This window comes from Neolewinella persica DSM 23188 (assembly GCF_000373105.1).
Taxonomy (GTDB): Bacteria; Bacteroidota; Bacteroidia; order Chitinophagales; family Saprospiraceae; genus Neolewinella; species Neolewinella persica.
Map to the genome: position 1 here is coordinate 18,071 of NZ_KB890480.1, position 14,533 is coordinate 32,603.

Sequence of the window (14,533 nt, forward strand, 5' to 3'; positions counted from 1 at the left end):
GCACACATTAATATGACGACGACCCAAACTTTATCCCCGACCGGGACCACAGCCTTGCTGTCGTTCCGGCATCGCTATATACTGTTCGTAGTATTAGCTACCTTATTTTCCCTTGGCGGACTTCAGGCCCAGTGTAACTACAGCAGCAGCGGATCTTTTCCCGTTATCGCAGAAGATACGGACGATGAAACCGCTCCCTTTTCCTTTACCCAGAATCTGGATGTATTCAGCGCTGGCCTGGGGGATGTAGTGGAAGTCACTGGCCCCGTCTCCGTGCGCATCTGTTTTTGGGGAGATATGAATGCGGCTAACGAAACCTTTGCGGTCAATGTTGCAGGTAATATGGTTGGCACAGTAGGTGACCTCGGGTATACCCCTTCGCAGGCTTCACCGTATTGTGAGACCTTTGTCCTCAATAGTGCAAATGATGTAGAAGACGATCTGGCCGACCTTGATGGCGACATCAATATCACCTATAACGGCTTTGGTGGTGGCTGGAACAATAACGATGCTGGCGCTGATCAATTCAGCGCGCAGGTTGTTTCGGTCAGCTTCAATTACGACGTTCCGGTTACGATCAGCAACCCTGGCAATGCCTGTTCGGATGGCACAGACCTTGCGTTCGCGGTAACACCAGTTGACGGTACGGACCCTAATGATGTAACGAGCTTTCAAATTTTTCCGGCGACGCCTGGTTTCAATAGTACCACAGGAACCATTGATGTAAGCGAAGCTAACCCTGGCAATTACAACGTTGTTTATAACTACGATGTTAATGGCTGCCAATTCGAAGCATCACAGACGGTGACGGTATTTGCCGCACCAGTTGCAAATTTAAAGCCTACCACTGTAGCGTGTAAGCCTAGTGGTGGCACAGTAGACCTGGGCTTGATGTTCGATGGTTTTAATACTGGCGGCGGCACCTTTACGCTACAAAGCGGAGGTGGTAGTATCACTGGATCCACCTTTACTCCTCCGGGCAATGGTGCAGGATGTTACCTTATTCGTTACGAAGTGGACAATCCTAATGGTTGTGATAACGCCCCTTATTCTGACGAAGCGAACTTGCTGATTACCGCAGAACCTGACCCCTTGCTAACCGTTACCGGTGCTGCGTCTCCGGTATGTAGTACTACGCCGGTATCCGTAACACTCGGTAGAACCAGCAATGGTTCTGTTCCTACTTATACCGTAAATGGTAACAATGTAGGTGCAGGTACTACTATGTTGGCCTCTCCGGCCGGCGTAGGATCAATTAACTATCAAATTTGTCTGGAAGAAACGAATAGCGTAACTGTCTGTCCGGGAGTTCCGGCGACAGCGCCCTGTACTGCACAAACGTGTCTCACGTTTACGATCTTTAATGATGGCAACGATTGTGGCGCCAATGCTGCTTTTGCCAGTGAGTGTGAGCCAGACATTAATGCAGTAGAAGTTTGTGAGGTAGAAGTTAGCAATAACTTGTTCCTCGAGTGTAGTTTCTTCAGACTGGACGGCCCACAGCTGATCGAGGCGGAGATCACTAATGCACCCGGCGTCATTCAGTGTAGTGACGAAGAAATCTCCTTCGATTGGCAAGGAAGCCTGCCCGGTCTTTTTGGTGACATCGCTACCAGTGGTCCAACCATCGCTGAACTTGACCCTGCAGCAGGAGCCGTTTGCTTTATCATCAACTTCGAAATCTGTATCCCTCTACCCATTGTAGATGATTTCTGTTTGGATCCTATTCCCTTGCCAGACTTCGTAGAAGAAGCTTGTGACAAGACCGTGGGCCAGTTTGTTTTCGATGCCTTAAGTGACTTAGTTGGTGGTACAGGAGGTAGTGGTATCGTAGTTGCTGACACCGATGGTGACGGCGCTTTTGATATCATCTTGGACGAATATACTTTCCCCGATAATGGGAGTGCGACAATCCCTAATAACGTTGAGGGAGATGGCTACATCACCGTTCGTAACGTTGTATCCTGGCCTTTCATGGCGCAGAGCGTTTGTGGTACTGTTTCCGACGAATCGATCAACCTTATTGAATTGTTGCCAATTGGTGCTATTCCTTTAGTAGGGGTAATCATTGAAGATTTGTTGGCAGCCGCTTCTTGTAACGTTGACCTGGTCTTTAGCGACGAAGAAACCGTTCGAATCCCGGTAATCAACCGTAGTGCTCCAGAGTTTGCGAATTGCAACGAAACTGGTTACACTTTCTCCGAAGATGGCATCTGCGACACCGAAGCCAACTGGTCTATCCCCGTTGCCTACGATGGCTGTAATGGTGGATTACTGCAGTACCGTGGACGTACGGCAGGAACGGATGCAACCAACTTCAACGGTACGCCTCCTGCGGAAGTAGTAGTGGCTGAATCCGGCCTGTACCAAACGGCCGGTCCTATTCCTGGTTCTGATTTAGCACCGGGTACTTATATGGTTACTTATACTGCCTATTCTTGTTCAGCTATTGAAAGTACTTGTACTTTCCCGGTAGTGGTTACTACTGGTGATCCAATCCTGGCTTGTCCTGCTCCTATTACCGTAAGAACAGATGCGGATCAGTGCACAGCAGTCGTTACCGGCGTCGGACCTATTCAGGGTGCCAGCTGTGCGACGGTCATTAACTATAGTGTTGCATTTGCTGACGGTACTATGGCATCGACTACGACTATGTACTCTGCCGCTAACCTGGGCACGCACAATGATGCCAGCGGCCTGACTTTCCCAATTGGTGAAAGTACCGTTACCTATACTATGATGGTAGACATCAACGGAGACGGTGATGTAGATGATACCATTGATGGTACTATGGAAACTCAGACTTGCGACTTTACAATCACTGTATTAGATGCTCAACGTCCATCAGCTGCTTGTATCGATGTTGAGGTACGCCTGGACAATACCGGTAACGTATCCGTTTCTGCGGAAGATCCTGCTGATGGTACTGCTTTCTTGGACGGTGGCAGTACTGATAACTGCGATACAGACCTGGATATCATGGCCGCTAAGCCAGGAGGCGCTTTTGCAGCGACTCTCGACTTTGATTGTACCGAAACAGGATACAATCTTGTAACCTTACGGGTGACCGATGCTGCTGGTAACGTCTCTACTTGTCTGTCACAGATTTATGTAGAAGATTTCTTCGAGGGCATCACTTTCGATTTAGATGTTCCTGAAATCTGTTTAGAAAACAATAACCCTGAGCAGTTAGACTTCTCTAACTACCTCATAATTACACTTCCTGACGGAACTACACTTTCACACGATCAGGTAGCTGCTAACAGTTACTTGGGGGATGCATTCGGTGGTTTTGGTATTTCTGCTTTTGCACCTGCTCCAGGAACAGCATCAATGGATCCTGGTAGTGTTTCTGCTGACGGTATTTACACTATGGGAGAAGGCACGGGCTACGTAACAGTCTCTTACATCCTGGCTTTCCCCGGTACCGTAGTACAGAACAATAACGTTGCGTTGACCGGTTGTTTGGAGATCGTCCACTCTACTTTCGAACTCCGCCAGCCTCTGGAAATGGAGTCTCCTGAATGTGAATGTATCGTCCAGAATGACCGCATAGTTGATCTGGGTGAAGTCACTGGAGGCCTTGAGCCCTACACCATTCAGTATGGTGGAGTGAAACTCGATGTCGACAGTGATGGCGTTGCCGATGACGTAGACGGTGAATACACTTATGATGGATCTACTGGCGCCGATATCGGTGACTTTGTTCAGGATTTGGGCAACCTGCTCGTTGACTACACCCAGCCGACCTGGTCCTTTACCATTGTTGATGCTCGTGGATGTGAGATCTTCCGCTCAGGAAGCTGTGATAACGACGACGAAAATGGTACGCCAGAAATCCTTTGTGAAAACCTTGGTCCCGTTGAGCTCACAACGGAAGAAGACGTTTGTGAAGCACAATACACCTGGGAACACACCCTGCCTACGGATAACTGTGATGTAATCCTGTACACCTACACGATCACTAACCCTGATGGTTCTATTGCCGGTCCTTTCGACATTACCGCGCTGCTGAACCCTGATATCACGAACCCGCTTCCCGATCAGTTCTTCGGCACTTACGATTTCGAGCACGTAAGTCCAACGGTAAAGACATCTACCGTGACTTACTACGCTGAGGACGCCGTGGGTAATTTCTCACAGTGTAGCTTCGAGGTAACCGTAACGGATGATGATCCCCCGCGCTTCATCAACTGTCCGGAGCCAGCCGTTATCGTTGACGCGCCAGCCACCTGGTGTTCTGCCTTTGCAAACTACTCTCTGCCACTGGCAGTAGATAACTGTAGCATTCCTGTCGTTACGCAGGTAGATGATACCGGACTCACTTCCGGTGACCTCTACCCTGTAGGTATCACGATCAATACTTTCGAAGCGGTAGACCCAACGGGCAACAGCATTCGCTGTGACGTGAAGATCATCGTGAATGACTTCCACACCCCACCAACTTTCGAATGTCCGGCGGATGCAACTGCAGACACGGACGCAGGTGACTGTGGTGCAGTAGTGAATGATCTTGCACCAACCAACATCGCAGACAACTGTCTTCCCAACCTGACCATCGTTTACCGCATCGACGATGCTGAAGGCAACGAAGTCGCCAGCGGCTTTGATGACGCCAGTGGTAACTTCTTCGGCCTGGGTACAAGCACCGTGAGCTACTCCGTACAGGACATGCCACTGCTGCTGATCACGGAGATCACCCATGCTTTTGACGATGCCGTTGATGGCACCCTGCCAGTTCCTGCCTTCACCGCCGGCAACCCCGCCGACGGTGATTACCTGGAAATTACCAACTTCAACCGTGCGGCACTGGACGTCAGCTGCCTGATGATCACCCGAACCCACGCCGGAGGCGTGGAAGAGTACGCGGTGCCAACCTTTACTATCCTGCAGCCAGGCGGTACGTTGACAATTCACTTCGGTGACGGTGTCAACTCACCAACGGACGACTTCTTTAATGTTCCTGGCGCTGCTAACCTTGCTCCCGGTGAGCCAGCAGCCTACTCCATCGGACTGTCCCGCTCCATCATTGACGTTGCCGTAATGAACGGTTTCGACCTGACGGGTATGGACGAAGCAGCTTACTGGACGGGCAATATCGGCCCGGTCAGCGGTGGTGGTATCGTACGGACGACCGTTTGGGATACTAATACCGCTAATGATTTCGCCCCTGGCGAAGCATGTTTGCCTACCACTTTTGGCACCCTTAATCCGGGCCTCGCACAACCAACGCCTAATGGCGCAGCTACCGCCATCCAGGCACAGCCTACCGTTCGGGTTGAATGTGACCTGACGGTTACCGTCACCGACCGGGAAGATGCGGTCTGTGGTTTGTATGGCGAATGGAACGATTACGTTTCCGGTGCCATTGATGTGGCTTTCGGTGAATGTATTGAAACTGTTTACACGGTAGGTGATGCTTACACTGTATCTGATGTTAATCTGAACATCGCTGGTTTAGCCGGAGACATGGGTAACCTCACTTTTACCCTGATCAGCCCGGAAGGTACCGAAGTAGAATTGGCAGCTGCCGTTTGCGCCGGTACTAATGAAGTCGATTTTACCTTCGATGGCGACTTCGGTCCTGCCATCGACGCAGGTTGCGGCATCCTAAATAACGCTGGTGATCTCGTAATGCCAATTGGCGATATTGAGATCTTTAACGGTGAAGCTGCTGCTGGTGACTGGATTCTACAGATTGGCCACAACGGTCAGGAGAGTACTGATCCCGCCGCCTTTACCTCCTCTATCCTGTTCATCAGTTCACGGGAAGCTTATCCGGATTACACTACTACACTGGAGAATGATCTTGGTGTATGCGGTGCAAACTATACCTGGAACCATGCAATCTTGTTTGACAATTGCCCGGGCGGAACTATCCTCTGGACCATTGTAGACTCCAGCGGCACTACCCTGGAATCGACTGCGATACCCATTTTCCCGGAGAACACAGAAGTAACTTTCTTCTTCCCCGTAGGTATCTCAACCGTAACGTATGCCCTCACGGATGCTAACGGAAATACCAGCAGCTGTAGCTTTGACGTCACCGTTAACGATACGGAATTCCCCGTCATTACCTGCCCCTCAGATGCAACCATCCAATTGGCAGGTGGCGATTGTGAAGAAGCTTACACGCCAACCGATTATACCGCTACGGACAATTGTGCCGTGGTGGACATATACGGTATACCGCCGTTCAGTCAGCTACTCCCAATCGGAGTGAATGAAATTCAGTTCAATGTGGCAGACGCAGCAGGAAATATTACTTCTTGTTTCTACACCGTAACAGTCCTGGAATACATTCCCGCTAATCCTCAGATGGCTTGTATCGATCAGATCAATATTCACCTCGATGGCGATTGTGAACAGGAGATTGTTCCCTCAATGGTACTTGCCGGTCGGGAGTACTACTGTTTCGATAACTATGTCCTGACCTTACTGCAAAGGAATGACACTGGTACGTTCGATACCATCTCACCAAATGTGGTAGGTATTGACCAGATTGGCGAAGAAATCCGCTATCAAATCTACGACCCACGGAACGACATTAGTTGTTGGGGTAATATCGACGTAGGCTTCTTCGAAGCTCCGGAGTTCATTTGCCCGCCCAATATGACGGTCAGCTGTAACGCTTCTACGGATACCAGCCTCATGGGCGTTCCGGTACTTCAGAGTTGTGCCCTCGCCGGTGCAACGGTGGCTTTTGCCGATACCCTTCAACGGAATGATGCTTGTGACGATCCCCGGGCGATCCTGCGCCGGACCTGGAAAGTGACTGATGCCTATGGCAACTCTTCCAGCTGCGTACAAACGATAACGATCGAAGCCTTCGATCTTTCTACTGTTCGTTTCCCCGCCAACCGGGACGGCGAAGCAGCTCCCGCAGTCTACTGTGCAGATGCCGCTGCAGACCCAACCCTTACGGATCCCGAAAGTACCGGCTTCCCGTTTGTGGATGATGGATCAGATATTTTCACTACGAATTTCTGTAGCGCCAGCTACCTCTACTCTGATGAAGTGTACAACATCTGTGCCGGTAGCTACGAGATCATCCGTACCTGGAAGGTTCGTAACACTTGCCAACCAGTTGTGCCAGGTGTTAACCCAATTGAGGCTGTACAGATCATTCGGGTTCTTGACTTTGAAAACCCGGTAGTTGACTGTCCTGATGACATAACGATTAGCACGAGCAGTATCGACTGTAATGGCGCATACCTGATTCCAGAACCGGTTGTAGAAACCGGATGTACCAACTGGGATTACACCGTGTCTGCCAGCAATGGCCTGCTTACTCAACTGCCCAACGGCACTTACCTGTTGTCTGGTCTTGACGAAGGTATCTACACCGTCCGCTACGAAGTGGAAGATGAATGTGGTCGTTACAGCGAATGTATCCTCAACCTCACGGTGATTGATCAAGTTGGTCCTACTGCAGCCTGTGAAGACGGCCTCAATGTTTCCCTTGACGGAAATGGACAGGCAGTTATCTCTGCCGCTGACGTGGACGGTAACAGCGAAGACCTCTGTGGTGAGGTTCAACTGGAAATCCGCCGCCTCTACGAACTCGACCCTGGTACCTGTCAAGCGACCACTCCATTCTACACAGATTGGTCCGCATCCGTCGGTGTTAACTGCTGTGACCTTGAAGACATGGTTACCGTTGAACTCCGGGTAACGGACGAAGACGGCAACTCATCGATTTGTTGGACGGAAATCCTGGTAGAAGACAAAATCGCTCCTACCTGTATCGCCCCCGCAGACGTAACGATTACCTGTGTCGAATACATCGAAAGCCTGCCAAATGATATTCAGGATGCCAGTGACGCACAACTTGATGCAATGTTTGGCTTTGCCGGAGCTGCGGACAACTGTAGCGTAGCGATTACCCAAACTGTTTCCGGTGCCATCAACAACTGTGGTGTCGGTCAGATTGTCCGGGTATTCACGGCTACCGACGGTGTCGGCTTAACTAATGGTCCAGCTTGTACTCAGACAATTGACATCGTCAGTGTATTTGATTACCAAGTGACGCTTCCAATGGATGTAAGTGGTACCTGCGCTGAAATTCCAGTGTATGACGATCTTGAGTTCACCGACTTCGGTTGTGACCTGCTCACCGTAACTACCAACGTAGATACCCTCCGTACTTTGGACGCAGGTGAAGAATGCTTTAAGCTTCGCATCACCTACGACGCCGTAAACTGGTGTGAATTCAACTCACTCGGTGATCCATACCTCATCCCACGTGACGGACACAATGGCCGCGATCCTGAAACGGAACTGCTCTACCTGAACGTTTTACCTGGTGTTAACCTCAATGTTTCCAGCGATGATGACGCCTTCCTCTCGCGCTTCAGCGACCGCGTCTTCAACGTTGGCCCACCACAATCCGATCGCCGGGTTGACGATGGCAATGATATCGACGGGACAAATGATGATAACGGTAATATCGACGCCCAGGCCTACGCCCAGGACGATAGCCGTGGCTCCTTCCGCTACATTCAGTACATCAAGGTCTACGACGAAGTCGCTCCAGTCATTACGGTGACTGAACCTGATGCATGCTTCAGTGGAAATGGTGCTAACTGTTCTGCCGTTGTAACCTTGAACTTCACGGCTGAAGACGATTGCTCTGACGTTCAGGTGACCGCTCAGCTCGACGTTGATTACGACGAGACGCTTGGCTTCCAATCTTCCCGGGCACTTACCTCTGATGAAGTAAGCATCAGTGTTACTGGTGAGTACGTTATTCGCCTTAACGGAGCTCCCGTCGGTGAGCACGCCGTTAGGATTAACGCCGCTGATGGTTGTGGTAATTTCGATAATGCTATCCTCGAATTCTGTGTTGACCCAGTACTGGCACCAACACCGATCTGTATCCAGACCCTGACGGTCACACTCACTGACGATGGTGAAGGTGGCGGTATTGCAGCCATATGGGCAAGCGACTTCATTGCCAGCCCGATCACGGACTGTTTCGGTAACGAAATCGATACTTACAGCCTCTACCCCGAAGAAGTAGCTTCTGCTGCTGGGTTCCTGGTGGAAGAAGACCAACTTGGCGTCATGATCACTTGTGCCGAACTTGAAGCAAGTAGCGGCAGCGGTTACCCCGTACGCCTTTACGCCTTCGACGCAGCGGGTAATAATGATTACTGTACTGTCTTCGTAGAGATTCAGCAGAACGCCAGTACACCATGTGATGGCGGCGGAGACCTCGCTGACCTCGCTGGTATCATTGTCGATGCTAACATGAACGCAGTTGAAAACGTCACGGTCAGCCTGAACGAATCAGGCGGAATGAACCGCAACTTCGTAACGACGGAGGAGGGAACTTTCAGCTTCACCGGCCTCGCACCTGGTAATGACTATACGGTCAGCCCGTCCCACTACGAGGACTACCTGAATGGTGTTCGGACTTCTGATATTGTTGGTATCACTGCCCATATCCTGAGTACTAATCCGCTGGACAATCCGTATACCTTACTTGCTGCCGACGTTGATGGCAACGCCAGCATTGACGTAGGAGATATCATTTCTATCCGTCGCCTGATCCTTGGTCAGATTGATGGCTTCCCGGCGAATATGCCGAGCTGGATGTTCATTCCTGCAGATTATGATTTCCCCGCATCACTCAACCCATGGCAGACGGCTTTCCCGACGGTAAGCAACCATAACGACCTCGTCGGTAGCATCGTTGACGTTGACTTCATCGGTATTAAGCTTGGTGACGTTAACCAGACAGCATTACCGAACTCACTCGTTTCCGGTACACCAAGAAGCCTTAACGGCACTTTGGAACTGGATGTGGAGGAGATCGCAATGACCCAGGGAGAAACCTACCGTGTACCAGTTAGTGCAGCTGCACTGACGGAAGTAGAGGGTTACCAATTCACGTTGGAGTTTGACCGGACTGCGCTTGAAATTACCGACATTGAACCAGGTCTGGTTACAGCCGCTAACTTCGGATGGAACTTCGCTGAACGTGGCTTGATCACGACCAGCTGGAACTGGACGGGAAGTACCGTACCTACGGACTGGACTGGTGAAGAAGTCCTCTTCACCCTTGTTGTCCGTGCGAATGCTGACGATAATCTGAGTGAAGGTCTTGACATCAGCAGCCGCTTCACCGCAGCAGAGGCCTACGAGCGCAATACGGGTAACCTCCGTAACCTGGCCCTGGTCTTCAACGAGATCGAGGTAGAGAACGGTTCGAATGAACTCTTCCAGAACACGCCGAACCCCGTTCGGAACCAGACGGTCATCAGCTTCCAGCTGGAGACTGCTCAGGCAGAAGTGATTATTTCTATCCGCGATGCCGCTGGTCGGACCATTCGTGAATTCACACAGGAAGGAACTGCGGGCTACAACAGCCTGGTTGTTGACAACCAGATGCTGAACAACGCAGCGGGTGTCTACTCTTACACGGTTACGGCCGGAGAGTGGGTGGCCACTAAACGCATGATCGTACTTCGGTAAGGGCACACTTTACAGATCTACGTGCTGAAACAAACGCCGTCTTCCTTTGGGGAGGCGGCGTTTTTGTGTGCCATTCAGGATCAGGGGGCGCGGTCGCGGGTGCAGGGGAGGGGATTAAGGAGCAGGGATGGCTGCGCTGAATTTGTTATTGTCAATTGATAGCCCCCCTCCCAATCGTGCGCTTCGCGTCTGCCTTTGGCGGTCCCACGGGGGGAGGGCTATTGAAAACGCTGCGCGTTTTTTCAAGAACCAGCTGGGTTTTTCTGACCTGGCGGTTGGCTGTAGAACAGACCTTTCCACAGGCCATACAACGCCTTGATAGGTAATAATACTTGCCGCTGGCATAGAAGCGTTTGCATAGCATGGATAACGTGAAATTTTCGGCATTACTCTTGACGATGTTGTCAATCTTCAGTTGCCAAAAGACTACCTGCACGGTTAGCTACCCAGATATCATCATCAAAAACGGACTTCAGGAAAGCTACGACCAGGCGAAACTGGACTGGTACTTACTCAACGCCGTATTCCAAGAGCGACTATCTGATTGTCTATGATTCAATTGTAGAGGCAGGGACAATAATTTGTGATGCAGATCGGGGACATTGGGCTACCGATCGTCAACTCCTTGACGACAAGGAAAAAATGCGCACCAAATTCGGAGCTAGTCGAATATTGGAATTCGTCGCTACGGACATTGAGCTCTTTGTGCATGATGAAGAATCCATGCTAAAGGACGACACCCTTACGCTGACCTTCTTTCCCGAAGATAATGGAAGAGGCTGGATCACAGATCCTACTGATGGAGCTATTCATACCCTTATCTACGTCAATGGAGTATTGAGAATCGTTGGACAGAATGATTATATCGAATACGACGTAGACGCTAAGGAAGTGGCGCAGGAGCGGACAATCTTGAAAGAGAAAGTGCAAAAAGCAGCAACAGTAACGGAGTGGCTAAAATGTAAGTTTCTTTAAGCATGCACTATGCAATAACTTTTATTTTGCAACACCTGCAACACCTGCAACACCTGCAACACCTGCAACACCTGCAACACCTGCCTACAAAACCTCCTTCGCCCCCTCAGAAACCTCCAACCCCGCCCAGGTAGCCCGGCCGGCGTAAACGACTTGCTCGTTCCGCCAGAACTCGACTTCCAGCTCTGCCTGCAGGCTTTCGTTGATCTTGCCCGTCATGGCGGAGCCGGTGATGGGGGAGGCCAGGTCGCCACCCGGAGCCGGATGTCCAGTGACGATGAGCTGGGCCTTGAGACTGCTGAAGTGCAGCGTCACCGTCCCCTGCTCTTCATCGAACGTTGTTTGCACCTGCGACCCCGCCCAAGTCGTGAATAAATGCAGTTCTCCTTCAAACAGGAAAGTGGCCAAAAAGCCGGTAAAGGAGGAGCCCAGCCATGGAATGCTGGCCACGCTGGCCATCAGGCTGGCGGGCTGGACGGTGCCCGTGAGGTGGTTGCTCTGGCACCATACCCAGGCATCGGGGAAGCCACTGCCCCAGTCTTTTTCGATGTAGCCTATGCCACCGGAAGCATCATAGTCCGTACCTGCCACGGTGATTTTTCCCTGCAGTTCATGGTACAAACTGACCAGCCCATGGTAGCACTGCATGCGGGGCACAAAGCCATACCATCCCATTACCCCCGGTGCCAATGGGCGCTTTTGCCACGGGTGAATATCTTTGAAGTTCAGGTCGAATTGCAGGTCTGGTAAATCGATCCTGATGGAATCTTCCGAAAAAAAATGTGGGCCAAGCTGGAGTTCAAAGTGCTCCTCCGCTGGCTGGAAATCGGTGACATCGTACTGATGGTAAGCCGACGTCACCCCAACCCCATCGAGGACCTGTAAAAAGGCGTGCCCCGTGCCGTCGGCCGCGTAGCTGATACCAGGGATGAAGGAATAGGCCAGACTCTTTTCGGGCAGGACCAGTTTAAAATACCAACCTTCGAAGTAATTGCGGGTCCTGCCCCAGCCCTGGAAGCGGGGAGGGTCTAAGGTGGCACGGCGACGAAGGAGGAAATTTTTCATGGAGGAGGCAAAAATAAGAATGCGCGAACGGGGGTATTCCCCATTCACGCATTCTCTTATTCAGTTATTCACTGATTACTTCGCGTCGTTGTAACGCTTGCTTACCTCGTCCCAGTTAACAACTGAGAAGAAGGCCTGCACGTAGTCGGGCCGGCGGTTCTGGTAGTTGAGGTAGTAGGCGTGCTCCCAAACGTCGAGACCGAGAATGGGGGTGCCCTGCACGTCGGCAACGTCCATCAGTGGGTTGTCCTGGTTTGGCGTAGAGGTAACGGCCAGGTGACCGTTTTCAGCTACAACGAGCCAGGCCCAACCGGAGCCGAAGCGGCTGCCAGCAGCGGCGGCGAAAGCGTCTTTAAAAGCGTCGAAACCGCCAAGGTCTTCGGCGATGGCGTTGGCCAGGTCACCGGAAGGCTTGCCGCCTCCGTTGGGGCTCATGACCTCCCAGAAGAGGCTGTGATTGTAAAAGCCACCACCGTTGTTGCGGACGGCGGTGCTGTGCTTGCTGACATTTTCGAGGATGTCTTCGATTTTCATGCCGGCCAGGTCCGTGCCGTCAATGGCGCCGTTTAACTTAGTCGTGTAACCATTATGGTGCTTCGTATGGTGAATTTCCATAGTGCGCGCATCGATGTGCGGTTCTAGAGCGTCGTATTCGTAGGGGAGCTTGGGTAATTCAAACATGAATTTTCTGTGTTTTGGTGATGGTTGTTGACCATTATTGAAGGCCTTCGTGGTTATAACAGGTTTTGGGGTGGAGGGTTTGCTTGGGTTTTGTATTTTTCCGCTGATGACCCTCTACTTCGCCTTAGCAATTGTTGTCCTGGTCGGCTTTGTACTGATTTGCCGCTCCATTACCACCTTTATTCATGAGTTCGGTCACGGGTTGGCCGCCTTACTGGTCACTGACGGGCCAGTGTCTATTTATATTGGATCGATGGGCGACCCTTCAACCAGTCGTAAGTACCAAATAGGGCGTTTACTTATTTTTCACCGGTTTAGTTTTTGGCACAGTCGGGGTGGCTTGTGTGTGCCGGGGTATACCAATAGTCTGGTGGGACAATTCTTTTATGTTTTAATGGGGCCGATCGCTAGCTTACTTTTAGCCCTTGGTATTGCTGTGCTGACGTTGGCCCTTGGAGGGCATGATATTGTAATTATTTTTGCTTTTATTTTTCTTTCTTCCTCGATGTATGATCTATGGGTTAATCTTAAACCCTATCCTTATTCCATTAAACTTGCAGACGGAAGTATTACTTTTAACGATGGCCAGCTTCTGTTACTAATAATTGCTTCGCGAAAATTTTCACCGGGTCTTCGCAAAGGCTTTTATCTGTACCACCGACAGAAGTATGGCGAAGCGCTCGCCCTGATGGAACAAGCCTATGCTGCTGGAGAAAGACAGCCGGAATTACTCAGTCATCTCATCAGCTTATACGTCCAGACCTGTAACGGCGAAAAAGGGCTGGCCCTGTACCGTAGCGAAAAAAATTACTTCGAAGCCGTGCCGGAATACAAATTCAATCTTGGCATTTTCTATGGAATGACGGCTAATTACGATAAAGCAATGACCACTTTCAATAGCATCCTGTACGGTCAGGCCGATAACGCGATGGTAAGGGTTAACCGCGGTTTTACCCTTAATCTCATGGGAAGATACCAGGAAGCCATTACTGATTTCGATCGGGCACTGGTATTGACCGGCCAGGATTCGTATGCCTACAGCAACCGAGCTTATGCCTACGCTCAGCTGGGAGATTTACCGGCAGGAAAAGCCGACCTTGATTTGGCCCTTAAGCTGGACCCAAACAATTCCTATTGCCATCTGACTAAGGGCATCATACATTTAAAGGAGGGGGACCGTCAAAAAGCCTGCACTTCTTTCCAACGAGCAAAAGAACTGGACCCCTACACTTTTTCTTTGGATAGGTACATGGCCGAAGCCTGCTCTCCTGATTGAATGAGAGAACAGCTACCGCACGAGGCTGCTCGCTGTCGCTCGTTGGTGGCCATAATT

5 protein-coding genes are annotated in these 14,533 nt (G+C 50.8%); 3 read left to right on the forward strand and 2 right to left on the reverse strand.

The genetic code is table 11. The features are described 5' to 3' along the window. Window positions 1-12: 12 nt before the first annotated feature. The gene (locus B036_RS0124935) at window positions 13-10,479 is read left to right on the forward strand and encodes an HYR domain-containing protein (RefSeq protein ID WP_026232332.1); all 10,467 of its coding nucleotides are present in this window, start codon (window positions 13-15) and stop codon (window positions 10,477-10,479) included. A gap of 642 nt (window positions 10,480-11,121) precedes the next feature. Continuing rightward, window positions 11,122-11,454, forward strand: a complete 333-nt coding sequence (locus B036_RS0124945; RefSeq protein WP_020571464.1) for a hypothetical protein — start codon at window positions 11,122-11,124, stop codon at window positions 11,452-11,454. A gap of 84 nt (window positions 11,455-11,538) precedes the next feature. On the opposite strand, the gene B036_RS0124950 is transcribed toward B036_RS0124945, so the two are convergent. Both B036_RS0124950 and B036_RS0124955 read right to left on the reverse strand, forming a co-directional pair. Further along, window positions 11,539-12,519 carry a tocopherol cyclase family protein gene (locus B036_RS0124950; protein ID WP_020571465.1) on the reverse strand — a complete coding sequence of 327 codons (981 nt, stop codon included), beginning with the start codon at window positions 12,517-12,519 and terminating at the stop codon, window positions 11,539-11,541. 75 nt (window positions 12,520-12,594) lie between these two features. Then, window positions 12,595-13,200, reverse strand: coding sequence for a superoxide dismutase (locus B036_RS0124955; RefSeq protein ID WP_020571466.1), 606 nt, complete (start codon window positions 13,198-13,200; stop codon window positions 12,595-12,597). 106 nt (window positions 13,201-13,306) lie between these two features. On the opposite strand from B036_RS0124955, the gene B036_RS0124960 reads away from it, so the two are divergent. Beyond that, the gene (locus B036_RS0124960; RefSeq protein WP_157472419.1) at window positions 13,307-14,476 is read left to right on the forward strand and encodes a M50 family metallopeptidase; all 1,170 of its coding nucleotides are present in this window, start codon (window positions 13,307-13,309) and stop codon (window positions 14,474-14,476) included. Window positions 14,477-14,533: the final 57 nt, after the last annotated feature.